At 44.2% G+C, this 24,981-nt stretch carries 23 protein-coding genes, 2 tRNA genes and 1 pseudogene; 7 read left to right on the top strand and 19 right to left on the bottom strand.

What is annotated here, in order from left to right; genetic code table 11:
• Positions 1-26: 26 nt before the first annotated feature.
• The 7 genes from AC08OG_RS03920 to AC08OG_RS03890 form a co-directional block, all read right to left on the bottom strand.
• Positions 27-1,964, bottom strand: a complete 1,938-nt coding sequence (locus AC08OG_RS03920; RefSeq protein WP_292357943.1) for a polysaccharide biosynthesis protein — start codon at positions 1,962-1,964, stop codon at positions 27-29.
• 48 nt (positions 1,965-2,012) lie between these two features.
• Positions 2,013-2,885, bottom strand: a complete 873-nt coding sequence (gene rfbD, locus AC08OG_RS03915; protein ID WP_292357941.1) for a dTDP-4-dehydrorhamnose reductase — start codon at positions 2,883-2,885, stop codon at positions 2,013-2,015.
• Positions 2,886-3,431, bottom strand: a complete 546-nt coding sequence (gene rfbC / locus AC08OG_RS03910; protein WP_292357940.1) for a dTDP-4-dehydrorhamnose 3,5-epimerase — start codon at positions 3,429-3,431, stop codon at positions 2,886-2,888.
• Positions 3,431-4,312: a glucose-1-phosphate thymidylyltransferase RfbA gene (gene rfbA, locus AC08OG_RS03905; RefSeq protein WP_292357939.1), complete on the bottom strand. Its 882-nt coding sequence runs from the start codon at positions 4,310-4,312 to the stop codon at positions 3,431-3,433. Before rfbA ends, rfbC begins: the two co-directional genes overlap by 1 nt.
• Complete coding sequence (gene rfbB, locus AC08OG_RS03900; protein ID WP_292357936.1) at positions 4,309-5,379, bottom strand: dTDP-glucose 4,6-dehydratase; 1,071 nt, start codon at positions 5,377-5,379, stop codon at positions 4,309-4,311. Before rfbB ends, rfbA begins: the two co-directional genes overlap by 4 nt.
• A 125-nt stretch (positions 5,380-5,504) precedes the next feature.
• A tRNA-Arg gene (locus tag AC08OG_RS03895) sits at positions 5,505-5,581 on the bottom strand.
• Between the two features lie 39 nt (positions 5,582-5,620).
• Positions 5,621-5,697, bottom strand: a tRNA-Pro gene (locus AC08OG_RS03890).
• A 141-nt stretch (positions 5,698-5,838) separates the two neighbouring features.
• Here AC08OG_RS03890 and folD point away from each other — a divergent pair.
• A complete protein-coding gene (gene folD, locus AC08OG_RS03885) occupies positions 5,839-6,693 on the top strand; it encodes a bifunctional methylenetetrahydrofolate dehydrogenase/methenyltetrahydrofolate cyclohydrolase FolD (RefSeq protein ID WP_292357934.1) in 855 nt (284 codons plus the stop codon).
• 59 nt (positions 6,694-6,752) lie between these two features.
• Here folD and AC08OG_RS03880 read toward each other — a convergent pair whose 3' ends face one another.
• The 4 genes from AC08OG_RS03880 to AC08OG_RS03865 form a co-directional block, all read right to left on the bottom strand.
• A complete protein-coding gene (locus AC08OG_RS03880; RefSeq protein ID WP_292357932.1) occupies positions 6,753-9,134 on the bottom strand; it encodes a phosphoketolase family protein in 2,382 nt (793 codons plus the stop codon).
• Positions 9,135-9,147: 13 nt separating this feature from the next.
• The gene (locus AC08OG_RS03875) at positions 9,148-10,344 is read right to left on the bottom strand and encodes an acetate/propionate family kinase (RefSeq protein ID WP_292357931.1); all 1,197 of its coding nucleotides are present in this window, start codon (positions 10,342-10,344) and stop codon (positions 9,148-9,150) included.
• A 155-nt stretch (positions 10,345-10,499) separates the two neighbouring features.
• Positions 10,500-11,882, bottom strand: coding sequence for a cysteine--tRNA ligase (cysS, locus tag AC08OG_RS03870; protein ID WP_292357929.1), 1,383 nt, complete (start codon positions 11,880-11,882; stop codon positions 10,500-10,502).
• Between the two features lie 3 nt (positions 11,883-11,885).
• Positions 11,886-13,553: a glutamine--tRNA ligase/YqeY domain fusion protein gene (locus AC08OG_RS03865; protein WP_292357927.1), complete on the bottom strand. Its 1,668-nt coding sequence runs from the start codon at positions 13,551-13,553 to the stop codon at positions 11,886-11,888.
• A 165-nt stretch (positions 13,554-13,718) separates the two neighbouring features.
• On the opposite strand from AC08OG_RS03865, the gene AC08OG_RS03860 reads away from it, so the two are divergent.
• Together AC08OG_RS03860 and AC08OG_RS03855 are read left to right on the top strand one after the other, a co-directional pair.
• Positions 13,719-14,300, top strand: coding sequence for a peptidylprolyl isomerase (locus AC08OG_RS03860; RefSeq protein WP_292357925.1), 582 nt, complete (start codon positions 13,719-13,721; stop codon positions 14,298-14,300).
• A 17-nt stretch (positions 14,301-14,317) separates the two neighbouring features.
• Positions 14,318-15,070 carry a UDP-2,3-diacylglucosamine diphosphatase gene (locus AC08OG_RS03855; RefSeq protein WP_292357924.1) on the top strand — a complete coding sequence of 251 codons (753 nt, stop codon included), beginning with the start codon at positions 14,318-14,320 and terminating at the stop codon, positions 15,068-15,070.
• On the opposite strand, the gene AC08OG_RS03850 is transcribed toward AC08OG_RS03855, so the two are convergent.
• The 8 genes and pseudogenes from AC08OG_RS03850 to ffh all read right to left on the bottom strand — a co-directional run bounded on the left by AC08OG_RS03850 (position 15,067) and on the right by ffh (position 20,732).
• Positions 15,067-15,786, bottom strand: a complete 720-nt coding sequence (locus AC08OG_RS03850; RefSeq protein ID WP_292357922.1) for a thioredoxin fold domain-containing protein — start codon at positions 15,784-15,786, stop codon at positions 15,067-15,069. The genes AC08OG_RS03855 and AC08OG_RS03850 overlap by 4 nt on opposite strands.
• A 12-nt stretch (positions 15,787-15,798) precedes the next feature.
• Positions 15,799-16,284, bottom strand: coding sequence for a YajQ family cyclic di-GMP-binding protein (locus tag AC08OG_RS03845; RefSeq protein ID WP_014706277.1), 486 nt, complete (start codon positions 16,282-16,284; stop codon positions 15,799-15,801).
• 68 nt (positions 16,285-16,352) lie between these two features.
• Positions 16,353-17,258, bottom strand: a complete 906-nt coding sequence (gene xerD, locus AC08OG_RS03840; protein WP_292357919.1) for a site-specific tyrosine recombinase XerD — start codon at positions 17,256-17,258, stop codon at positions 16,353-16,355.
• A 115-nt stretch (positions 17,259-17,373) separates the two neighbouring features.
• A complete protein-coding gene (gene rplS / locus AC08OG_RS03835) occupies positions 17,374-17,718 on the bottom strand; it encodes a 50S ribosomal protein L19 (protein WP_292357917.1) in 345 nt (114 codons plus the stop codon).
• Between the two features lie 13 nt (positions 17,719-17,731).
• Positions 17,732-18,475, bottom strand: coding sequence for a tRNA (guanosine(37)-N1)-methyltransferase TrmD (gene trmD / locus AC08OG_RS03830; RefSeq protein WP_292357915.1), 744 nt, complete (start codon positions 18,473-18,475; stop codon positions 17,732-17,734).
• A gap of 9 nt (positions 18,476-18,484) precedes the next feature.
• A complete protein-coding gene (gene rimM, locus AC08OG_RS03825; RefSeq protein WP_104934432.1) occupies positions 18,485-19,006 on the bottom strand; it encodes a ribosome maturation factor RimM in 522 nt (173 codons plus the stop codon).
• Positions 19,007-19,027: 21 nt separating this feature from the next.
• Positions 19,028-19,276, bottom strand: a complete 249-nt coding sequence (rpsP, locus tag AC08OG_RS03820; protein WP_292357911.1) for a 30S ribosomal protein S16 — start codon at positions 19,274-19,276, stop codon at positions 19,028-19,030.
• An 86-nt stretch (positions 19,277-19,362) separates the two neighbouring features.
• Positions 19,363-20,732: pseudogene (gene ffh, locus AC08OG_RS03815) on the bottom strand (signal recognition particle protein).
• Positions 20,733-20,934: 202 nt separating this feature from the next.
• Between ffh and AC08OG_RS03810 the strand changes: the two are divergent.
• Genes AC08OG_RS03810 through AC08OG_RS03795 form a run of 4 tightly spaced genes read left to right on the top strand, consistent with a single transcriptional unit; the run spans position 20,935 to position 24,957 of the window.
• The gene (locus AC08OG_RS03810; RefSeq protein WP_292357907.1) at positions 20,935-21,735 is read left to right on the top strand and encodes a cytochrome C assembly family protein; all 801 of its coding nucleotides are present in this window, start codon (positions 20,935-20,937) and stop codon (positions 21,733-21,735) included.
• The gene (locus AC08OG_RS03805; RefSeq protein ID WP_292358136.1) at positions 21,736-23,028 is read left to right on the top strand and encodes an HlyC/CorC family transporter; all 1,293 of its coding nucleotides are present in this window, start codon (positions 21,736-21,738) and stop codon (positions 23,026-23,028) included.
• A 1-nt stretch (position 23,029) separates the two neighbouring features.
• Positions 23,030-23,881 (top strand): hypothetical protein, encoded by an 852-nt coding sequence (locus tag AC08OG_RS03800; protein ID WP_482930044.1) that lies wholly within the window; start codon positions 23,030-23,032, stop codon positions 23,879-23,881.
• Complete coding sequence (locus AC08OG_RS03795) at positions 23,878-24,957, top strand: hypothetical protein (RefSeq protein WP_482930043.1); 1,080 nt, start codon at positions 23,878-23,880, stop codon at positions 24,955-24,957. The genes AC08OG_RS03800 and AC08OG_RS03795 overlap by 4 nt, the downstream gene beginning before the upstream one ends.
• The last annotated feature ends 24 nt before the right edge of the window (positions 24,958-24,981 follow it).

The raw sequence follows: 24,981 nt of genomic DNA, 5'->3' as shown, positions 1-24,981 counted from the left end.
CTTAAAAGTTATAAAACTCGTGGATATTACTGATTGATAACCGCTTTATTGCTCAGCCAGTCTTCAATCCCGCATTGGGGCATAAATCCATCTACATATTTGCTGAGCAGTACCCGGACCTGCTCATAATCTGCAACGCTGACAGCATGCTGTAAATCAGTCAGAATTAACTGTAAATCCTGCCAGGCAATCACCCGCTCTTCGGCTCGCATAATTTTCTGGTGTGCCGTTTGGCTGACATTTTCACCAATTAGCAGCTCTTCAAATAACTTTTCGCCAGGACGCAGGCCAGTAAAGGTAATTTCAATATCACCGTTGGGATTTTCAGAATTCTTAACCGTAAAGCCACTGAGATGAATCATTCGTTTTGCCAGATCAACAATTTTTACTGCTGAACCCATATCCAACACAAACACATCACCTCCCTGCCCCATTGCACCAGCTTGTATTACCAGTTCGGCAGCTTCGGGAATGGTCATAAAATAGCGAATGATTTGCGAATCCGTAACCGTAACAGGGCCACCCTTGGCTATCTGTTCACGAAATAATGGCACAACTGAACCGGATGAACCCAGTACATTACCAAATCTTACCATTGTAAATCGGGTAATAGAGGTTTCTGCCAAAGCCTGCAAAACCAGCTCAGCCATCCGTTTGCTGGCTCCCATGGTATTAGTAGGTCTGACAGCTTTGTCCGTAGAAATCAACACAAATGTTTCAACGTTTGCCGCAATGGCGGCCTGGGCACAATGTAATGTACCGAAAACATTGTTACGGATTCCTTCACCCACATTTTTTTCAACCATTGGCACATGTTTATACGCTGCGGCATGGTAAATAGTTTGTACCGCAAAATGCTGACAGATTGATGTCAAACGAATCCGATCAACAACCGAGCCCAGTAAAGCAATTACTTCTACTCCGCTCTCCAAATTACAGAGCTCCTGTTCGATTTGATATAACGCAAATTCACTGATTTCGAACAATAACAATCGGCTGGGTTTGAGTTTGATGATTTGCCGTGTTAACTCGGAGCCAATCGAACCACCGGCACCGGTGACCATGACGCATTTACCGGTGATATTCGCTGTTAATAATTGCGGATCAGGGGCAACGGCTTCTCTACCCAGTAAATCTGCAATATCCACTTCCTGAATATCTGAAACTTCCAATTTACCTTCGGCGATATCGGTAAGATCTGGCAAGGTACGGATATGTACGGGTAATTCCTCTAGAGAACGCAAAATTTCACTTCGCCGACTTCTGGAAGCTGATGGCATGGCCAATAGCACATCACGTACATGAAATTTATCAATCAGTTTCACCAGATCACGAGGACGATAGACATTCAGCCCGTTAATTTGCTGGCGATAAAGCGTCGGGTCATCATCAATAAACGCTACTGGCCGCAATTGACGACCCATTTTTAATAAGGCTGATAGTTGGGCGCCTGCTCGTCCGGCCCCATATATTAAAACGGGAGGAATATATCGTTTGTTATCCAACTCTGCCAATGGACTGCGGGTTGTGGTGATAAACAACCAGCGTGCATATAAACGCAGTCCACCTACTGCCAAAAATAGTAATAGCGCATTGATAATATAAATTGTTCTGGGTACTAAGCCGGCATATGGTCCAGATAATACGACAACGGTGGCAAAAATGACGGTAAACAGTCCAATGGCCTTAAAAATTGTCCACAGGGCATCAAGCCCAATATAGCGAACAATAGCCCGGTATAACCCCAATTTAATAAAAATCGGTATCGCGATAAACGGCGCGAGAAAAAATAACCATAATTGGGTAACTGGCGGTTGGTACAGCGTACTAAGTCGCAGCGAAAATGCCAGCCATAACACCAGCATCACCACGATGTAATCAATGAAAATACTCAATATGCGTTTAGTGGTTCGCGGACGGCTTAAAAACCACTGCATTAGTTTATTATACGTGGTTTGTATCACGAACCTTTCCCTCGATTTTTCCTACTTTGGCAAATCTGTACTGAGTATTTATGACTGTAAAACCCATTGTAAACTTACCTGCCAATCGGGTAACTGCAGACCAAAATGGCGTTTTAATTTTGTATTATCCATACAGGAATTTAATGGTCGCTTGGCTGGTGTCGGATATTCTGCCGTAGTTATGCCTGTTACTTTTGGAACACGCCGACCATCAGCTTCAGCTATCTGAAAGATAGCCTCGGCAAATCCTTTCCAACTGGTTTGACCTGCTGCGCTTAAATGATAAACACCACTATTTTGCTTCCAAAATGCATCATCATTATGTGCCTGAGCCAATGCTTGAGCAGTGACATCAGCAATATGTCTACTCCACGTTGGAGTACCAATCTGATCATCTACAATATTCAATTGCTCACGTTCTTCAGCCAGTCTTAACATTGTATTCAAAAAGTTATGACCTCGCCGATCATATACCCAGCTGGTTCTGAAAATCAGATGATCACATCCACTGGCAAGAATTGCCTGCTCCCCTTCCAGTTTTGTCAGACCATAATGGCTTAATGGACCGGTAGCATCGGTCTCTACCCAGGGAGAAGTCTTACTGCCATCAAAAACATAATCAGTTGAAAAATGCACCATGGGAATCGATAAATTGTTGGCTTCTTCAGCCATCACAGCCGGGGCAATAGCATTAATTTTTTGGGCTAATTTAGTTTCCTGTTCGGCTTTATCTACTGCAGTATAGGCCGCAGCATTTACAATCAGATCCGGCTGAATAGCATGAATCGTCTCTCGAATTGCGGTTATATCCGCCAAATCCAGTGATTGTCTTGTCGTAGTGTGTAATTCGCCCAGGCAGGCAAGACTACGCTGTAATTGAAATCCAACCTGTCCCTGTCCGCCAATCAGTAATATTTTCACTTAAAAGGTCTCAGCCAGTTTAAACGGGGTACCTTGTTGATCTTTAGCTGATAAAACCGGTGTTATGTCCTCTAACGGCCAGTCAATTGCCAGATCGGCATCATCCCATGCTACCGTTCTTTCATATTCAGGTGCGTAATAATCGGTTGTTTTATAAAGAAAATCGGCACTGTCGCTTAACACCAGAAAACCATGGGCAAACCCGGCGGGCACCCAGAACTGTTCCTGACCCTCAGCAGTTAAAACCGCTCCGGTCCATTGACCATATGTCGGTGAATCACGACGCATATCAACGGCCACATCAAACACTTTTCCTGCTGTTACCCGAACCAATTTTCCTTGTGGTTGCTTGATTTGATAATGCAAACCGCGTAACACGCCTTTCGCTGAACGCGAGTGATTATCCTGCACAAAATCAATATCCAAACCGAGTAAATCCTGAAAGGTTTTCTTGTTATAACTTTCCAGAAAAAAACCGCGTTCATCACCAAACTTTTTGGGCGTCAGTAATTTAACGTCAGGAATATTGGTCTCGGTGACTAACATTAGTAAATTGTCTCATTAATGATATTTAACAAATATTTACCATAACCACTTTTCAATAATGGCTGGGCCAATTGTTCAAGTTGTTCAGCATCAATATATCCCATGCGAAAGGCAATCTCTTCAGGACACATCACTTTTAACCCCTGGCGTTGTTCAAGGGTTTGAATGAACATTGAAGCATCCAATAGGGAATCATGAGTTCCGGTATCCAGCCAGGCCATACCACGGCCCATTACCTGTACGTTAAGCTTGCCGTTATCCAGATAAGCCTGATTCACATCAGTAATCTCAAGTTCACCACGAGCGGAAGGTTTGAGATTGCGGGCAATCTCAACGACCTGATTATCATAAAAGTATAAACCTGTGATGGCATAGCGCGATTTAGGTTTAGTCGGTTTTTCTTCGATACTTAATGCTTTACCGTTTTCGTCAAACGCTACGACGCCATAACGTTCAGGGTCACTCACCGGGTAGGCAAAAACGGTCGCACCTTCTTTATTGTTATCAGCATCTCGCATCATATCGGCCAAATCATGACCGTAATAGACATTATCACCCAGTACTAAAGCGCAATCATCATCTCCGATAAAATCAGCGCCAAGAGTAAAAGCCTGGGCTATACCTTCCGGTTTATCCTGAACAATATACTGTAGATTCAAACCCCACTTACTGCCATCTCCGAGTAACTGTTCAAGGCGTGGCGTGTCTTGAGGGGTGGAAATAATACAGATGTCCCGCATACCAGCCAGCATCATGGTGGCCAGCGGATAATAAATCATCGGTTTGTCATACACCGGCAGCAGTTGTTTACAGATGGATTGGGTTACTGGATATAACCGTGTGCCGCTTCCCCCTGCCAGTACGATTCCCTTACGACTCATTTATTATCTCCCAGTCCAAGTCTTTGTTGCTGATAACTACCATCCATCACGTTTTCACACCATTGGCGATTATCCAGATACCACTGCACTGTTTTACGTAACCCCGTGGCAAATGTTTCCTGAGGTTTCCAGCCCAGTTCCCGTTCAATTTTGCTGGCATCAATGGCATAACGCGCATCATGACCAGGACGATCCGTAACAAATTCGATTAAATTTTTATGTGGCCGATGGGGTGAATCAGGCAATAGTTCATCCAGAATCTGACAAATCAGTTGTACCACTTCCAGATTGGTATGTTCATTAAAACCTCCGACATTATAGCTTTCGCATAACTTGCCTTCCGCCAGCACCAGTCTTAAGGCTCTTGCATGATCATCGACATATAACCAATCACGGATATTTTCGCCTTTACCGTAAATAGGCAATGGTTTACCAGCAAGTGCATTGTTAATTACTACTGGAATCAATTTTTCGGGGAACTGATACGGCCCATAGTTATTGGAACAGTTAGTCATTAATACTGGTAAACCATATGTATGGTGCCAGGCACGAACCAAATGGTCACTGCCAGCTTTGGTGGCGGAGTATGGTGAATTGGGTTGGTAAGGAGTTGTTTCAGTAAACAGACCCGTTTCGCCTAATGTGCCATAGACTTCGTCTGTTGAAATATGATGAAAGCGGAACTTTCCGGCATCATCAGCGGATAATGATTTCCAGTATTTTCTGGCCGCCTCAAGCAAAATATATGTACCAACCACATTGGTTTGCACAAAATCTGCGGGGCCATCTATCGAACGATCAACATGCGATTCGGCAGCAAGATGCATCATGGCACTGGGTTTATATTGGGTGAATATTCTATCCATTGCCTCAGCATCACAGATATCAGCTTGTTCAAAATAATAGTTTGGCGAAGCATCAATCTCGGTTAGTGATTCGAGATTGCCAGCATAGGTCAGTTTATCGATGTTAATAACGGTGAAGTCGGTTTCGGTAATTAATTGACGAATCAATGCAGAGCCGATAAAACCGGCACCGCCAGTTACGAGCAGGGTATTTTTATTCACGTTGCTGAGTTCACTTTTCAATTTGAGAAATTCAGATATGCCGTCCTTGGTCACGTGAAAGTTAGCACCGACAAGGGCTAAAAATCAACTTGAAAGTTTGTCGCAGATTTTGAAATAGAGAGAGATGGTACGCCCGGCAGGACTCGAACCTGCTACCCTCGGCTTAGAAGGCCGATGCTCTATCCAGATGAGCTACGGGCGCATTAATAACTAAGTGAGGATAATTAAGCAGTCAATAAAGTGGTCGGGGCAGAGAGATTCGAACTCCCGACCCTCTGGTCCCAAACCAGATGCGCTACCAGACTGCGCTATGCCCCGACTTATCCAAGGACAGACATCCTCGAAGAAGGCGAAATAATACGCTGATGCCGATAGCGAGTCAACAGCACATTTATATTTTTTGCCGTGGCTAACGCAACGTGCGATCATAGCCGCTTTTGAAAGGCCGGAACCCACAGAATGACTGCTCAAATCATCGACGGAAAAACAATTGCTGCCGAGCTAAAACAGAAAATCAAAGCAGCAACCCAAATGCGTCTCGCTACCGGAAAACGCCGGCCTGGACTTGCTGTAGTCCTGATTGGCGACAATCCGGCGTCCCAAGTCTATGTGGGTAGCAAGCGTCGTAGTTGTGAAGAGGTGGGCTTCAAGTCCGAATCATTTGATTTACCTGAAACCACTACAGAACAAGAACTGCTAGACCTGATTACACAGCTGAATGAAGACGATGAGATTGATGGCATTCTGGTGCAACTGCCTTTGCCAGCACATTTCAATACTGATGTCATTATTGAACATATTGCACCGCACAAAGATGTGGATGGTTTTCATCCTTATAACATCGGTCGCTTGGCTCAACGTAATCCACTTTTACGTCCATGCACACCGAAAGGTGTGATTACCATGATGCAATCTGTTGGAATTGATCTTAGAGGTAAAGAAGCAGTAGTCGTTGGGGCTTCCAATATAGTGGGTCGTCCAATGGGACTTGAACTGTTACTGGCTGGATGCACGACTACCGTTTGTCATCGTATGACAAAAGATTTGGAATCCCATGTTCGTCGTGCAGAAGTGTTGGTTGTCGCGGTAGGCAAACCCAACTTTATTCCGGGTGACTGGATCCGCGAAGATGCCGTAGTGATTGATGTGGGTATTAACCGACTGGAAAACGGGAAGTTAACAGGCGACGTTGAGTTTGATAAAGCCAGCGAAAAAGCAGCCTGGATTACACCTGTTCCGGGTGGTGTCGGTCCTATGACTGTGGCTACATTGCTCGAAAACACATTATTTGCTGCCGATCAGTTACATCAATAACAGCTGAGGCCAGTCCTGATGCCCCTCCAACACTGGAGGGGCAAACTGTAAAACCCAATCTAACCATTCCATTGCCAATCACGGATCTCCGGTAAATCCTGTCCATGCTCCCGAATATAGTCATCATGTTCTGCGAGCTTCTGTTGAATAAATAACTCGATTTCTGACACTTTATCATCGGGCAGCTCTGTTAAATGTTTGACGGCATTTTCCAGTAGGTGAAAACGATCCAGACCATTAATAACTGCCATATCAAATGGCGTGGTGGTGGTCCCCTCCTCTTTGAAGCCATGGACATGCAGATTTTTATGATTGGTGCGGCGATAAGTTAACCGGTGAATCAGCATTGGATAACCATGGTAGGCAAAAATAACCGGTTTATCTTTAGTAAATAATGCATCAAATTCATCTTCTTCAAGACCATGAGGATGTTCACTGGGTGATTGTAATTTCATCAGATCCACCACATTAATCACCCTGACTTTCAGCTCCGGTAAAAACATATTCAGTAATTTTACTGCAGCCAGTGTTTCCATCGTCGGTACATCACCACAACAAGCCATCACCAGATCCGGTTCGTTGCCATTATCATTACTGGCCCATTGCCAGACACCTACACCAGCGGTGCAATGTTTTACTGCCGACTCCATATCCAGCCATTGTGGAGAAGATTGTTTACCGGCCACAACCACGTTTACATAGTTACGACTGCGCAGGCAGTGATCAGTAACGGATAACAGTGTATTGGCATCAGGCGGCAAATACACTCGTACCACTTCGGCTTTTTTATTCACTACATGATCAATAAAGCCGGGATCCTGATGCGAAAAGCCATTGTGATCCTGACGCCATACATGTGATGACAATAGATAGTTTAATGAGGCAACAGGTTTACGCCAGGGGATCTGATTACAGATTTTCAGCCATTTGGCATGCTGATTGAACATCGAGTCGATGATATGAATAAACGCTTCATAACAGGAGAAAAAACCATGTCGACCTGTTAATAAATAACCTTCCAGCCAGCCCTGACACTGATGCTCACTGAGCATTTCCATCACTCTGCCATCTTTGGACAGTTTGTCATCACCCGGAATCATTTCACCCATCCAGGTTCTGCCAGTGACATCAAGCACATCCTGCCAACGATTGGAGTTATTTTCATCAGGACTGAACAAACGGAAGTTCTTGGCATCAAGATTCTGTTGCATCACATCGCGCAGAAATTTACCCATTACCCGGGTAGCTTCGCCTTTCGTGCCTCCGGGCTTTTTGACTTCTACGGCATAGTCACGAAAATCCGGTAAAGTTAGATCCTGCAGCAGCTGACCACCATTTGCATGTGGATTTGCGCCCATCCGTCGATCACCCTCAGGCGCCAAGGCTGCCAGTTCCGCTTTGAGCTTGCCGCCATCATCAAATAGCTCTTCCGGCTTATAGCTTTTCAGCCATTTATTAAGGATTTCGACATGTCCTTCCTTATCCATATCGCCCATGGGCACCTGATGAGATCGGAATGTGCCTTCAGTTTTTTTGCCATCGACTTCTTCTGGACCTGTCCAACCTTTTGGCGAACGTAAAATAATCATTGGCCAGCGGGGACGCAGATGTACACCATGTTCACGCGCATCATTCTGGATATGACGGATTTGTTCCATGGCTTTATCCAATGTTGCCGCCATCAGTTGATGCATCTGCTTTGGATCATCGCCTTCGACAAAGTAGGGCGTATAACCATAACCATAAAACAAGGCTTCCAGCTCATCATTGGGGATACGTGCCAGTACTGTCGGACTGGCAATTTTGTAACCATTGAGATGCAATATCGGTAATACCGCACCATCATGCTGTGGATTCAAAAATTTATTGGAATGCCAGCTAGTGGCTAACGCACCCGTTTCCGCTTCACCATCACCAACCACACAGGCGACAACCAAATCTGGGTTATCAAATGCCGCACCATAAGCATGGGATAAGGCATAACCCAATTCTCCACCTTCATGAATTGAGCCCGGGGTTTCCGGAGCAACATGACTGGGTACGCCACCGGGAAAGGAAAATTGTTTGAACAAACGTTTTAAGCCGGCTTCATCCTCGGATATGTCCGGATAGGTTTCACTATAAGTACCTTCAAGATAGGTATTAGCAACCAACGCCGGTCCACCATGACCTGGCCCAGCAATGTAGATCATATTAAGATCACGTTTTTTGATAACCCGGTTTAAATGCACATATATAAAGTTGAGTCCGGGTGTGGTGCCCCAATGTCCCAACAGCCGTGGTTTGATGTGTTTTGCCTGAAGAGGTTGTTTTAACAATGGGTTGTCATACAGATATATTTGTCCCACTGACAAATAATTTGCGGCGCGCCAGTAGGCATGCATTTTATCCAGTAAGTCCTGATCCAGTGGTTGTAATGTATTTGATGGTTCAAATGTCATTTTGCTTTTCCCCTTAATGATTCAGGTTCAATAGATCGCACATCGATTGCGCAATCATTAATTCCTCGTTGGTCGGGATGACCCAGACAGTAACTCTGCTTTGTGATGTTGAAATGCGCAGAGCATTTTGCTGATTTAATTCGTTATCCAGTTCAATGCCGATAAATGCCAGTTGCTGACAAATCTGTGTTCTGATTTCCGCTACGTTTTCACCAATCCCGCCGGAAAATACCAAAGTATCCAAACCTCCTAACGCCGCAGCATAAGCACCAATCTGTTTACTGGCCTGATAGCAAAACAAGTTTATGGCATCTTCGGCATTTGGGTCAGTCGACCGTTGTTCCAATAGCTGCTTCATATCACTGGTAGTGGTTGAAATCCCCAGCAAACCAGATTGCTGATTAATCATTGTTTCAAACTGTTCAGCATTCATGCTTTCACTTCGGTTAAGAACACCAAATAAACCCGGATCAAGATCACCACTGCGAGTCCCCATTACCAGGCCCGCTGCTGGCGTCATCGCCATTGTGGTATCAATAGATTGCCCATTTGTGACAGCTGTCATGCTGGCACCATTGCCCAGATGCGCCAAAATTATCCTGTCGTGATTCGCTTTTTTAGCATTTTGCTGTTGTAACACCTGCATTAAATATCGGTATGACAGGCCATGAAATCCGTATCGATAAATACCTTTTTCATAATACTGACGGGGAATGGGGAGTAATTTGGCAACTGTTGGCAGATTCTGATGAAATTCAGTATCAAAACAAACCATTTGTTTTAACTGTGGGAAATGCTGGTCAAATGCTTCAATTAATTGAATCTCACCCGGTAAATGCTGTGGATCAAGAGGGGTTATTGCCGACAAATGCTTGAGTAATTGCTTGGTAACCCATTGGGGATTTTTATACTGATGCCCACCGTGAACAATACGATGCCCGATAGCTTTAACTGAGCTGATATCAATATTTTTATAAACCCAATCTATCAACACCTCAACAGCCTGCTGATAATTGTCAGCCTTGATATCTACAGTGGACTCTTCTGCCTGAATCGAGTTTGTGACGCACAACTTGGCGACAGGCAATCCCAGCCCTGTGAGCTTGCCGAATAAAATGGGAGTAAGCGATTCGGTTACGTTATACAACGTAAATTTGATACTGGATGAACCGCCGTTGATAGTCAGTAAATACGTTTTATCTTTGGGCATAATCGATCCATTAATTTAAATTCGATCATGCCCACACTAAAACGCTTTGTATAGCCGGGAAGAAGATTACTGAAGCTATTGTTGATTTAGATCAGGAGAAAACTGCCATAAATTAAATTGTCTTAACCACCATTAGCAGGCAGCTGAGACAAATATTAAATTTTCCGCCAACTGGTTTTGCCTGCTGAATCTTCCAGCACAATTCCCATCGCCGTCAGCTCATCACGAACTTGATCTGCGCGGCCCCAATCTTTTGCCGCACGAGCTGCATTTCTGTCAGCAATCAACTGTTCGATTTTACCGGTTTCATCTTGTTGGCCACCGGTCAGGAAGGCCTCTGCAGATTGCTGGAATAATCCAAGCACATCGCCAAATGCTAATAATAACCCAGCCAGATAAGCTGATTTTTTCTCATCATTTTCTTCACGGGCTATGTTTAACGCCTGACGCACATCTGCCAGAACAGATAATGCCAGCGCCGTATTAAAGTCATCATCCATCGCTTCACGAAAACGTGGGGCAAACTCTAAATCATCCTGCCAGTTAACGGTTTCAGCTGTGACATCGCGCAAAGAATGATAAAACCTGGTTAAGGCTGTTTTAGCCTGCTCCAGCTGATCTTCTGCATAATTCAAAGGACTACGGTAATGACTCATTAAGATGAAATAACGTACTGCTTCTGCTGGATATTTCGCCAATACCTCACGCACAGTAAAGAAATTACCCAAGGATTTGGACATCTTTTCATCATCAATCCGGACAAAGCCATTGTGCATCCAGTAGTTCACACTCTGGCAACCATGTGCGCCTTCAGATTGAGCGATTTCATTTTCATGATGTGGAAACTGCAGATCCTGTCCACCGCCATGAATATCAAAATGATGACCCAGGCATTCAGCTGACATAGCTGAACATTCAATATGCCAGCCCGGACGACCCGGCCCCCATGGCGAATCCCATGCTGGTTCTTCAGGTTTTGCAGCTTTCCATAAAACAAAATCCAGTGGATCGGTTTTGGCTTCATTTACAGCGATTCGTTCGCCCGCGCGTAAATCATCTATCTGTCGACCAGACAGTTTGCCGTAATCAGCAAATTCACTGACATCATAATAGACATCGCCGTTATCAGCGGCATAGGCCAGGCCTTTATCGATCAAAGTCTGAATCATATTGAGCATAGGCTGCATAGCTTCGGTGGCACGAGGCTCAAGATCTGGTCTTAGTACACCTAAAGCATCTGCATCAGCATGCATTTCATTGATATAGCGATCGGTCAACGTCTGAATTGTTTCGCCGTTTTCCGCTGCCCGTTTAATGATCTTGTCATCTATATCGGTGATATTACGGATGTAGGTCACGTCATAGCCACTGGCCCGCAGGTAACGCGTCACTACATCAAACACCACCATCACCCGCGCATGACCGACATGACAGAGATCGTAAACCGTCATGCCGCAGACATACATTTTAACTTTGCCTGGCTCTATCGGTTTAAAGACTTCTTTCTGCTTGGATAAAGTATTGTGAAGTTTTAACATTTTTTATTTATCTGAAGTATCTTTTAAGCCAATGGTCAGATTGAATACCGGCGTATCAGCGGTGTGATCATAACGATCACTGACAAAATAGCCTTCTCGTTCAAACTGGAAAACAGTTTCCGGTTCACAATTCACAATGGCCGGTTCGGCAATTGCTTTAATGACCTTTAACGAATCGGGGTTCACATCATCAAGATAGTTACCCGTTGCTTTTCCGGGTGCTTCCGCCAAAAACAATCTGTCGTATAAACGCAACTCGACTTCTTTGCCTTCTGTGGCTGAAACCCAGTGAATCACGCCACGTGGTTTCATCTCAGGGGGCGGATTTTGGCCGACAGTATCGGGCACTAATGAGGCAATCACTTCAATGATTTCACCGTTATCATCCTTGATAACATCATCAGCCTTAATGACATAAGCACCACGTAACCGCACATAATCACCAATCACCAGACGCTTGAACTTTTTCCGGCTCAAACTGGTGTCTTCGGTAAAGTCGCTGGCATCAATAAAAATTTCTTTGGTGAACGGCAATGCACGCTGTCCCATGGCTTCCTGTTGCGGATGGTTCGCGACTTCCAGCCATTCAACGCTTTCAGCAGCATTAGAGATGGTCACCTTCAGAGGAGTCAAAACACACATGGCACGTGCTGCGTTTTCATTTAAATCTTTGCGGATCTCAAATTCCAGCTGGGCAATATCAACAATACCATCTGTTTTGGCCACGGCCAGATCGTCACAAAAAGCGCGCAACGCCGCAGCCGAATAACCGCGCCGTCTCATACCTGAAATGGTTGGCATTCTGGGATCATTCCAGCCAGCAACTATTTGCTCATCGACCAGTTGTTTTAAATTGCGCTTACTGGTCACCGTATAGTTCAGATTGAGACGGCCAAACTCATACTGCTTTGGTTTTGAAGGAACGGGCAGATTTGCAATAAACCACTCATACAACGGACGATGGTCCTGAAATTCCAGCGTACAGATACTGTGGGTGACGCCTTCAATTGCATCGCCTTGCCCGTGGGCAAAATCATAACTGGGATAAATACACCATTTGTCACCGGTTTGATGGTGCGATTTCTTGCGAATACGATAAAGAATCGGATCACGCAGGTTCATATTGGGCGAAGCCATATCGATTTTTGCGCGCAACACACAAAAACCTTCAGCAAAATCGCCTTGCCGCATTTTTTCAAATAAAGTGAGATTTTCTTCTACGCTGCGATCACGAAATGGCGATTCTTTACCCGGCTTGGTCGCCCAGCCACGGTATTCACTAGCTTGTTCAGCGGTGAGATCACAAACATAGGCTTTGCCTTGCTTGATCAGATGGACAGCCCAATCATAAAACTGCTCAAAATAGCTTGATGCATAACGTACGTCACCCGCCCACTTAAAGCCCAGCCACTGGACATCTTCCATGATGGCTTCAATGTATTCCTGCTCTTCTTTGGCTGGATTAGTATCATCAAAGCGTAAATGACAATCACCGCCGAATTCCTCAGCCAAACCGAAGTTCAGGCAAATAGACTTGGCATGACCAATATGCAAGTATCCATTGGGCTCAGGGGGAAAGCGAGTAACGACTTTTCCGGCGACCCTGCCAGAATCAATATCTTCCTGAATAATGGGACGTATAAAATTATGATTGGCAGCAGATTCTGACATAGTGAATGTTTACAGTTAAATGTGAACGCGCATTATACGCTGTCAGCAGCGTCGGGTGACAGTGCTGTTTAGGTATGTTGGATCTGAAAAGGTCTTTAATTGTCTTCACCTGAATTGCTTTGATGCTCTATCATGATGGTTTTTGCAATTTTTGGACAAGCTACCATGAAATTACTCTATCGCCATCTGGCCCCCCTGTTTTTTGCTTCGTTTTCGCTGGCTGCCCACGCGGAAGGCGGCGGCGCACAACCCAAAGTGAAACTCAGCACTAATCATGGCGATATTGTTATCGCACTGAATGCTGATAAAGCACCGGAAACCGTTAAAAACTTTATTCAATATGTTGAATCCGGTTTTTACGATGGCACTATTTTCCATCGTGTCATTGAAAATTTTATGATTCAGGGTGGTGGATTTGATGAATCCTTCAAACAGAAAAAAACCGAAGCGTCCATCCAAAATGAAGCCGATAACGGCTTAAGCAATAAAAAGGGCACTGTCTCGATGGCGCGGACAGGTGATCCACATTCTGCTACGGCCCAGTTTTTTATTAATACCAAAGATAATGACTTTCTGGATCATCGCGATAAAACCATGCAGGATTGGGGTTATGCCGTATTTGGTGAAGTCATTGAAGGTATGGATGTGGTCGATGCAATTCGCAAAGTAAAAACTACTATGCGTGGTGGTCATCAGGATGTTCCTGCAGAAGCTGTAGTCATTGAAAAAGCGATTGTGGTCGAATAATTGATCCATCCAATTTAATGAAAACCCTGTTTATTTCAGATTTGCATCTTAGTCCTGACCAGCCGGAGCTTATCCGGCTGGCCACTGATTTTGTTGCCCAGCAGGTTAATGTCGATGCGTTTTATATAGTTGGAGATATTTTTAATACCTGGTTGGGAGATGATTTAGTCCCGACTGAGTTTGATCCGTTTATTCAGGCATTACAAAATCTTCAGCAACAAGGCAGCAAAATTTATCTGATGGTTGGCAATCGGGATTTTATGCTGGGTAAAGATTTTGCCCAACGGGTTGGAGGTACCTTACTGGATGATCCGGTCATGATTGATGTATACGGACATAAAATATTATTAATGCATGGGGACAGTTTGTGCACTGATGATGTGAGTTATCAACGTTACCGAAAAGTGGTGCGTAACCGCTGGTTACAAAAACTATTCCTGGCAATGCCCTTAAAGGTTCGCCAAGGAATTTCCGATAAAATCAAAGTCAAAAGCAAACAGCAGAAGCAGTACAAACAAGCTCAGATAATGGATGTTAATCCTGCATCTGTCAGACAGGTAATGCAGCAATACAATGCGACTCTACTGCTGCACGGTCACACTCACCGTCCCGCTATTCATACACTGCAATCTTCGCAAAATAATTCAAACTATCGAATCGTATTAGGGGATTGGCAACCTGATGCGAGTTATATTGAAATTACCCCTGAGAAAATACGCTTAGTCGATAAACGTTTGTCTGAGGGGCAATCTATACTCTCACTCAATTAGCCGAGATATTCATCCAGAATTTCACGCAATTTCTGCGGTGGCACATATCCGGGTAACATCTGACCATCTTCAAGGAAGATTGCCGGCGTACCACGCACTCCCAACTTGCTACCAATTTCAAACTGCTCGGCGACAGGATTGTTTTCACAGAGAGATGTTTTTTTCACTTCGCGCTGGGCTTTTGCATCCGTCATGGCTTTCTGCTGATCCTTGGCACACCAGACTTCAATTAATTTATTAGCTGATTCGGATTCTGCCCCCGCCCGAGGATAAGCCATATAACGAATGGTGATTCCCAAATCATTGTAGTCTTTGACCTGACGATGCAACTCACGGCAATAGCCACAATCAACATCGGTAAATACGGTAACAGTGTAGTCCGGCTTTTTGGCGGCAAAAATAATCAGATCATCTTCATCTACACGATCCAGTAAAGCCTTTTTCACTTCAATACGCCGTGCTTCTGTAATGTTTTCACGCGTTTCCAACGCCAGTAAATCACCTTGAATCAAAAATTGACCATCTGCTGTGAAGTAATAAATACGATCATCAATGACTGCTTCATATAAACCACTTTTGCCAACTGGTGATAGTGATTGCAATTGCATATCAGGTAATTGTTTATTAAGTTCAGCTTTGAGTTCTGTCATCTCATCTGCATGCGCCAGACTCATGCAAAGCAATAACGGCAACCATACCAATCGGCTTAAATTCATTTATTGGTTCTCTTAATCTCGAAAATTATTGAATTGCAACGGCATATCAATCGAATCATGACTTTTCAACAGTGCCATAACCTGTTGCAAATCATCACGTTTTTTGCCGGTTACTCTGACACTATCGCCCTGTACTGCTGCCTGAACTTTAATTTTGCTTTCTTTAATCAGTTTGACGATGGTGCGTGATAGATCTTTTTCGATGCCTTCACGAACCAGCACATCCTGCTTTCGCATCTTGCCATAACCCACAGGATCCTTAAGTTCAAGACAACTGATATCAATACCACGTTTCACCAGTTTCATTCTAAGAATATCGAGCAACTGATCTAATTGAAAATCACTGTTGGCAAACATGGTCAGTGTTTTGTCTGACTGCTCGACTTTGGCATCGGTTCCGCGGAAATCAAAGCGATTATCCAGTTCACGGTTTGCCTGATCAACCGCATTGGTCAGTTCATGCTTGTCTACTTCAGAAACAATATCAAATGAGGGCATCTAGCTTCTCCCAATCAAATTAAATTTTAGCCGGACAGTTTACCATCAGCTTTCATGGCAGCGGAAAATCAACCACGTGGATGATGCTGATTATGCATTTGCTGGAGTCTGGCTTTGGCAACATGGGTATAAATTTGGGTAGTGGATAAATCAGCATGGCCAAGTAAAAGCTGAACCACTCGTAAATCTGCTCCATGATTCAGCAAATGGGTGGCGAAAGCATGTCGTAACGTGTGTGGTGAAAGCGGCTTATCAATAAGCGCCAGTTTGGCGTAACGTTTGATAATGTACCAGAATGCCTGTCGGGTCATTGAATGTCCCCGCCGGGTTGGAAATAAATCATCCGTCACTTGACCTTGTAATAACTGAGGTCGACTTTCAAGCAAATACAATTGCAACCAGTCCAATGCCGTTTCGCCTAAAGGGACCAATCTTTCCTTATTGCCTTTACCAATGCAGCGTATTAAGCCCTGACGCATATTGAGTTGTTCAAAGGTTAAAGCCACCAGTTCAGATACCCGTAAGCCAGTGGCATAAAGTACTTCCAACATCGTTCTGTCGCGCATACCCAAGGCTGTCTCAGTATCTGGTTGCGCTAACAGATTGATAACATCTTCTTCTGACAAGCTTCCCGGCAATGATTTACCCAATCTCGGAGACTCAAGCATTGCGGTAGGATCTGAATCACGAATGGCTTCACGACATAAATAGCGGTAAAAACGGCGAAGGCTGGATAACAGGCGTGCATCGCTGCGTACCTTTTTACCCTCTCGCATTCGTTGCTGAAGATAGCGCTGAATATGTTCACGTTGCGCATTGGCCAATGTCACATCAAACGGCTGCAACCAACTGGCAAAAGCCACTAAATCATGTTGATAGGCCGTTACTGTATTATCGCTAAGCCCTGATTCAAGCCATAAAGAATCAAGAAAACTCTGTAAATGACGTTCGTGTTTATCAACAGCTTGTTTCATTGAATTGCTTCAGTTTGACTATAGTGCATGTCGATTTAACCGCATAAAAAAAGGACAAAGCTGAAAATCAACTTTGTCCCTTTTTCTGTAATAACGGATCAATCGATCCGCTGAATTACAATTTTTCTTTAATACGTGCCGCTTTACCAGTCAAATCACGCAAGTAGTAAAGTTTCGCACGGCGAACGTCACCACGGCGTTTCAATTCAACACTGGCGATGGTTGGGCTGTGAGCCTGGAAAACACGCTCAACACCAACACCGTTAGAGATTTTGCGAACAGTGAAAGCTGAATGCAAACCACGGTTACGTTTAGCGATAACAACGCCTTCAAAAGCCTGTTCACGTTCACGCTCACCTTCTTTAATACGAACCTTGACAACAACTGTGTCACCGGCAGAAAAATCCGGAATATCGGTTCTTAATTGTTCAGCGTTAAGCTGATCGATAATGTTACTCATTGTTTGCTCCCAACTAATCCTGCCCGCGCTCGGCAATAAATTCTTCCAATAAAGCAGCCTGTTCTGTTGATAATGTCATCGATTCCAACAAATCAGGTCGCCGTAACCATGTTCGTCCTAAGGACTGTTTGAGGCGCCACTGACGTATTGCCTCATGATTTCCACCTAACAGTACGGCTGGTACTGTCTGGCCATTTAACTGTTCCGGGCGGGTGTAATGTGGATGGTCCAGCAGACCACTCATAAACGAATCCTGCTCAGCAGATTCGGCATCACCCAACACCCCGGGTAATAAACGGGCAATACCATCAATCATCACCATGGCTGCCAGCTCACCCCCACTGAGGACATAGTCACCTATCGACCATTCCTCATCAATTTCCTGTTCAACCAGTCGCTCATCAATACCTTCGTAGCGACCGGCCAGCAAAATCATCGATCCACGTTTGGCCATTTCGCCTAACGCGTGCTGATTCAGCTTTTGTCCCTGTGGTGATAAATAAATGACTTTCACATCATCACCAAGTTGTTGTTTTGCTGTTTTAATCGCATCCAACAAAGGACTGACTTTCATTACCATTCCGGGACCACCACCATAAGGTCGGTCATCCACGGTTTGATGTTTGTCGGTTGTAAACTCTCGCGGGTTTAAATAACTCAGGCTTAATCTGCCCTGTTTTACCGCCCTGCCGGTTACACCATATTCTGTTATCGCCGCAAACATCTCCGGAAACAATGAGATTACTGACAGCTTCATTTTAGTTCATCAAAGATAGTCAGCTTGCCAATCGACCTGAATCTGCTTGTTTTCCAAATCAACTTTTAAAACAGTTCGATCCAGAACAAACGGAATCAGATACTCCGTATCTGGCTCTGTTCCACTTACCACCAGAACATCATTTGCACCTGTTTCTAACAGATGATCAACGATTCCCAGTTTTTCATTTTCAGCATTAATAACTGTCAGGCCAACCAAGTCAGCCCAGTAAAACTCATCTTCATCAGTTTCCAGCAATTGTGAACGTTTTATCGCCAGTTCTGAACCAATCAATGTCATGGCCTGATTTCGGTCAGTGACCTTCTCCAGACTCATCACAACCGCCTTACCCTGTAACTGACCACCATTCACTTCGATTGGTATCCAATCTCCATGACGATGCACATAAAGCGGTTTATATTCCAGAATGTTGTCGCGAGGGTCGGTATATGAAAAAACTTTAACCCAACCCTTTACGCCGAAAACACCTGATATTTTCCCTACCGGGATGTATTCGCTGGCATCAGCCATCACGAGACTCCCGGATAGAAATTAAGCAGACTTTTGTGCTTGCTTGATCAGCTGGGCAACACGCTCAGAGGTTTGTGCACCTTGGCTGATCCAATGTTTAACGCGCTCTAAATCAATGCGTAGCTCTTCTTCCTGGCCTTTAGCAATCGGGTTAAAGAACCCCAGACGCTCGATGTAACGACCATCACGTTTACTACGTGAATCTGTTACGACAATGCCGTAAAAAGGACGCTTTTTTGCGCCGCCGCGTGTCATTCTGATTGTTACCATAAACCTACCCGTTGAAAATCTGGATGGAAAAATAGAGTTATTTTACGCACTTATCCAAGGTTTGCAAAGCTGTAAATGCGATTGTGTTAAAAAGGCATGCCACCGCCGCCCATTGGCAGTTTTCCACCAAGGCCGCGCATCATTTTAGCCATACCACCTTTCTGTCCCATTTTCTTCATCATTTTCTGCATTTGTGAGAACTGTTTCAGTAGGCGGTTAACATCCTGGATCTGTGTGCCAGAGCCAGCTGCAATACGTTTTTTCCTGGAGCCTTTGATTAATTCAGGACGACGCCGCTCTTTCGGAGTCATTGAATTGATCATCGCTTCCATTCTGACCAGTTCTTTATCATTGGCCTGATTTTTAACGGCATCTGGAATTTGTCCCATTCCAGGCAACTTATCCATCAATGTGCCAATGCCGCCCATTTTGCTCATTTGCTGTAGTTGATCGCGAAAATCTTCAAGGTCAAAACCTTTGCCTTTCTTGAGTTTGTTAGCGAGTTTTTCAGCTGAGTCGGTATCAATTTTGCGTTGTGCTTCTTCGACCAGAGAAAGTACGTCGCCCATTCCCAAAATTCGCGAAACAATACGATCAGGATGAAACACTTCCAGCGCAGTAGTCTTTTCACCGACCCCCATAAATTTAATGGGCTTACCGGTGATATGCCGAATGGATAAGGCCGCACCACCTCGTGCATCACCATCGGTTTTAGTCAGAATCACACCGGTCAGTGGCAATGCTTCATTAAATGCCTTGGCGGTATTTGCCGCATCCTGACCAGTCATGCTATCAACTGTAAATAAGGTTTCAGTTGGATTAATTGCTGCGTGGATGCGTTTAATTTCGCCCATCATGTCGTCATCAATGTGCAGCCGACCAGCCGTATCAATAATGACTACATCAACATATTCTAGTTTTGCTTGTGCCACTGCAGCCTGAGCGATTGCTACCGGATCCTGACTGGCATCACTGGGAAAAAACTTGGCTTCAACATCACTTGCCAACGTTTTAAGCTGCTCAATCGCGGCTGGACGATAAACGTCAGCACTGGCGACCATCACCGATTTTTTTGTCTTTCTTTCAGAAAACGGGCCAGTTTGGCCACACTGGTTGTTTTACCGGCACCTTGTAAGCCTGCCATCAAAATAACAACCGGCGGCTGACTATTCAGATTAAGACTATTGTCTTCATCGCCCATAACGGCGACCAGTTCGTCGTTAACTATTTTGACGAAAACCTGGCCAGGACTGAGGCTGCGCATCACATCCTGTCCCATTGCCCGTTCTTTTACTCTATCAATAAATTCACGAACAACCGCTAAAGCAACGTCGGCTTCAAGCAGAGCCATACGCACTTCACGTAAAGTTTCTTTAATATTATCTTCGGTGATTCGACCCTGACCACGTAATTTTTTGAGGCTGCCGGCGAGTCTGTCACTTAGGCTGTCAAACATAATGTATCCTGCATCGTTTCGTTACTGAAAAATCAGTACTATTTGGATAGGGTCTGTTTATTTTCAGAAGCATATGAAAGTTAAACAGACTCTAGATATTGCATTATAACTGATATGATATCCGGTGAAGCAGTTTACCGTTTATGATTAAGCTTGAAGGTTTAACTGGATAATCATTATTGGAACTTAAGGATCTCCCCTCATGGCCATTGCCAACGCATTAGCCTTTCTACTGTATTTAAGTAGCAGCGTTATTTTGATCCGAGACTTTGTCAAACGCGATCATAACGCCAATAAACTTGCCTTACCGATAGGCATATTGACCACTTTAGCGCTGTTATTTCATGCTGCAGATATTTATTTCACCATGAAATTTGCTCAAGGCTGGGATCTCAGTCTGATGAGCATGTTATCTATCGCAGCCTGGTTAATGGCATTTATCGCGATGTTAGCCGGTTTGCGATCTCCCGTAGCCCATCCTGGAATTGTAGTATATCCACTGGTCGCCTTATGTTTAATGTTCAGGGTCGAGGCTCCGGGTAGTAGCCAACAAACTCTTAGTGATCCCGCTTTGGAATGGCATATTTTATTATCACTTACAGCATATGCTCTGCTGGCACTTGCTGCTATGCAATCGATCATCCTGGCGATTCAGGAAAAACAGTTACGTAATAAACATGCCGGCGGCTGGGTCCGTAAACTGCCTCCACTGCAGACAATGGAAAAGACATTATTTCAATTACTTTATGCCGGCTTCATTTTACTGACGTTGGGTCTGATTACTGGATTTCTGTTTGTTGATAATTTCGTCGCTCAGCATCTGGCCCATAAAACCGTTTTTTCAATTATCGCCTGGCTGGTTTTTGCAGGATTGCTATGGGGCCGTAAACAGTATGGCTGGCGAAGCCAGACAGCGGTTAAATGGACTTTATCCGGTTTTGGTTTTTTATTGCTGGCATATGTTGGCAGCAAACTTGTTATTGAATTTTTGATTAAAAGTTAACTGATGGAAGATATTTCTTTAATTGGCCTGTTTATAATTCTGTTTTGTCTATTAGTGTTGTCGGCGTTTTTTTCAAGTTCCGAAACAGCATTGATGTCATTAAATCGCTATCGATTAAAACATCTTGCTCAACAAGGACATCGCGGCGCAATGATTGCCAGCAGTTTGCTAGCCAGACCTGACCGTTTGATTGGCCTCATCCTGCTGGGCAATAACTTTGTGAATATTTTTGCCTCAGCTATTGCTACCGTCATTGGAATTAAACTGCTGGGTGAGAACGGTATTGTGGTAGCAACCTTCACCTTAACGTTGGTCATCTTGTTATTTGCTGAGGTCACCCCCAAAACGCTTGCAGCCTTACACCCCGAGCGAGTCGCTTACCCTGCCAGTTTTGTATTAAAGCCATTATTATTCTTTTTGTATCCCTTGGTATGGTTTACCAGTGCGATTACTAACCGATTGCTGAGCCTATTTGGTGTGTCTCGTGAAGATGCGACGTCTACGGCTATTAACATAGAAGAATTAAGGGTGGCGCTGATGGAAGCAGGCAGTATGATCCCAAACCGCCACAAAGATATGCTAATGAGCATTCTGGATCTGGAGCAGGTTACGGTAAACGATGTAATGGTGCCGCGTAATGAAATTGAAGGTATCGACATCAATCAGCCATTTGCTGAAATTGTAAAGCAGCTTTCACATTGTGGTTACACCAGGTTGCCAGTCTACCGCGACAGTATGGATAACATTGTTGGTATCTTGCATGTACGCAAGGCATTAAATCTGATGACTCAGGACAACCTGAATCAACAAACCTTTGAGAGTATTGTAAAAGAAGCTTATTTCGTTCCAGAGGACACACCTCTGAATACTCAGCTGATTCAGTTTCAGCGTAAATTGCGTCGCACAGGTCTTGTAGTGGATGAATACGGCGATTTACTGGGTTTGATTACATTAGAAGATATTTTTCGGGAGATTGTGGGGGAGTTTACCGCCAATACCATTGATGATGAAAAGGAAATTCATCCACAAAGTGATGGCAGTTATCTGATTAATGGCTCAGCCAATATCCGTGAATTGAATCGAACACTGGATTGGCTATTACCAACCGATGGTCCTAAAACGATCAACGGCCTGGTGCTGGAACATCTGGAAAGCATTCCTGATCCCGGGGTAAGTTTGCGTATTGATGATTACATTATCGAGGTGATTCAAACCGCAGATAATGCCATCAGAACTGTGCGACTACGGCAATTGCAGCCTTCCAAACCAACAGCTGAGACGGAGCAAAGTTAAATTGGCTAATCTGCAGATACGATGCTTCGGCTTCACTGACGCAGATCATCAACAGCTGCAAGCCCTGTTATCGCAGTACAACTCATCATTAAACCACCAATGGCAAATAAGTCGTTTAGGTCATGCTGTTTTGTATTTTTATAACGTTGATAACGCGGAAGGTTTAAAAAGCTGGCAGCAACGTGATGTCGAACTGCTGAATATATACTGTAGCCGGCGCAAAACCACTCATCAGCAAAACTTGCTGCAGATAAAATTACCCTTAACCAGCAGTAATTTATTTTCCCTGTTCGCTTTTGCTGAAAGACATTTTGCTCAATCAAGAAAATTATCCGCTAAAGGGTTTCATTTTCTGCAATCACCGGCAAAAGTGATTAATCCCCGTTTATTCAGTATGTGGCTTGGTAATGCTCTCTTACGTAACCAGTCCAAACCAGCTGCCGATCTCCCCAAACTAAATTTATTGATCTCTGTCGTAACGGATGAACGACGAGGTGACATTATTACTGATCCTGCTTTATTAAAAACCTGGTTATCCCAACTTACCGATGATTTATCTCAACGCCTGTCAATTTTGTTAGCAAATCTGCAGGCAATCAAACATCACCATATCTCTGAAACTCGACAGATAAATCTTTTGGATGTCTATTTCCACGAACTCAAACGTCTTTTACTGACCCGTGACAGCAAAGTTATCGCCGCAGAGTCCAGCCTGAAAAGACCCGCTCAAAAAAACCTGAGCAATTTCAGTCAGACCATACGCTGCCTCGCTGAGTTATATTTCAACCTGGCTGACAAACATTATCAACGTGGTGAACGGCCTGCAAATTCCCCCGTTTTCTATTCTGTTTGAATCGTGGCAGCGAATTAATTTCGTTACAGATTCTGCATGCTTATCTGTATTACAGAGCTGCACCAAAGGATTGCTGGTTACAATTAAACCAATTATTGATATATCTTGAAAAGGCAAAAGCTCTGCAGCAGGAGCCGGATGTTTCGCCACTTGGCAGCAGTGATAATTTTGAGCATATATATAAGCGTATTGCACTAACAGCCATTGCAGATCCCTACAGCTTGTCTAAATACTCCGTCATTCGCCTTTACTCAATGATAGCGGAGGTCGTTAATAAGGCTGTGATTACCGATATCCCCCCTCAACAACAAGTTCTGGAAAATGCTTTTTTATTAACCGGATATTTTTGTGTTGAAGCAGAACAAGATCAAGCGCCAAAAGCCTTGTCGAAAACACCACAATTAACACGCCAGGCGTCTGATAACCGCATGCTACAAACTCAGGATGTTTTAACCATCCTCGGACAAAAACTTATTCTATCCAACAAGCGGGAAAATGCTTTGGATTTGCAACTGATTCGACAGGTAATGCCCCAACTTGCAGCCAATTACCAACGACAATCCCCCAGAAAACAGTTAATTGATAACGGTTCTGTAGAAATCGTCCACGGTTACGACAATATTGTGGATTTTCTTAATGGGGCTTCCAGTAACAGCATGCAGGCAAAAGTGCTGAACGACTCCGAACATGGCAGCTTATTGCTTATCAATAAATGCGAAGACACGATTGATGTAAACGAACTGGTTTTACTGAAACTGCAAAATAAATTGCAATTAGCAACTATTTGCTGGTTCTGTAACGATTGGCAGAACAACGCTCAGGCAGGTCTAAGCTTAATAGAAGGTACGCCGGAAGTTGTAACCTGCCAGCCAATACCCGGAAATTTCCTCTATCCAGGGATACAACTCAACACACAGCCCCCGGCACTTATTACCCAAAAAGGGGTCTTTAGTCCTAAACGCCAACTGACAATATCTAACTCCAAAGAGGCTTCAATCAATGCTGAAACCAAAGACCTGTTTTCAGCGACATTGGACTATGAACGTTTCACCTATATTGTCAAAGCCGGTTCATAAACCCTGTCAAATGACTTATCATCT

This window comes from Methylophaga sp. F7 (assembly GCF_056863975.1).
Note: the sequence above shows the minus strand (reverse complement) of the source record. Positions and strands in the feature narration are given on the sequence as shown.

Excerpts from the sequence above, each read along its gene's own strand:
- rfbC (WP_292357940.1), bottom strand. The coding sequence starts at position 3,431 with ATGTTAGTCACCGAGACCAATATTCCTGACGTTAAATTACTGACGCCC.
- rfbA (WP_292357939.1), bottom strand. The coding sequence starts at position 4,312 with ATGAGTCGTAAGGGAATCGTACTGGCAGGGGGAAGCGGCACACGGTTA.
- folD (WP_292357934.1), top strand. The coding sequence starts at position 5,839 with ATGACTGCTCAAATCATCGACGGAAAAACAATTGCTGCCGAGCTAAAA.
- AC08OG_RS03880 (WP_292357932.1), bottom strand. The coding sequence starts at position 9,134 with ATGACATTTGAACCATCAAATACATTACAACCACTGGATCAGGACTTA.
- AC08OG_RS03875 (WP_292357931.1), bottom strand. The coding sequence starts at position 10,344 with ATGCCCAAAGATAAAACGTATTTACTGACTATCAACGGCGGTTCATCC.
- cysS (WP_292357929.1), bottom strand. The coding sequence starts at position 11,882 with ATGTTAAAACTTCACAATACTTTATCCAAGCAGAAAGAAGTCTTTAAA.
- AC08OG_RS03865 (WP_292357927.1), bottom strand. The coding sequence starts at position 13,553 with ATGTCAGAATCTGCTGCCAATCATAATTTTATACGTCCCATTATTCAG.
- AC08OG_RS03860 (WP_292357925.1), top strand. The coding sequence starts at position 13,719 with ATGAAATTACTCTATCGCCATCTGGCCCCCCTGTTTTTTGCTTCGTTT.
- AC08OG_RS03855 (WP_292357924.1), top strand. The coding sequence starts at position 14,318 with ATGAAAACCCTGTTTATTTCAGATTTGCATCTTAGTCCTGACCAGCCG.
- AC08OG_RS03850 (WP_292357922.1), bottom strand. The coding sequence starts at position 15,786 with ATGAATTTAAGCCGATTGGTATGGTTGCCGTTATTGCTTTGCATGAGT.
- AC08OG_RS03845 (WP_014706277.1), bottom strand. The coding sequence starts at position 16,284 with ATGCCCTCATTTGATATTGTTTCTGAAGTAGACAAGCATGAACTGACC.
- xerD (WP_292357919.1), bottom strand. The coding sequence starts at position 17,258 with ATGAAACAAGCTGTTGATAAACACGAACGTCATTTACAGAGTTTTCTT.
- rplS (WP_292357917.1), bottom strand. The coding sequence starts at position 17,718 with ATGAGTAACATTATCGATCAGCTTAACGCTGAACAATTAAGAACCGAT.
- trmD (WP_292357915.1), bottom strand. The coding sequence starts at position 18,475 with ATGAAGCTGTCAGTAATCTCATTGTTTCCGGAGATGTTTGCGGCGATA.
- rimM (WP_104934432.1), bottom strand. The coding sequence starts at position 19,006 with ATGGCTGATGCCAGCGAATACATCCCGGTAGGGAAAATATCAGGTGTT.
- rpsP (WP_292357911.1), bottom strand. The coding sequence starts at position 19,276 with ATGGTAACAATCAGAATGACACGCGGCGGCGCAAAAAAGCGTCCTTTT.
- AC08OG_RS03810 (WP_292357907.1), top strand. The coding sequence starts at position 20,935 with ATGGCCATTGCCAACGCATTAGCCTTTCTACTGTATTTAAGTAGCAGC.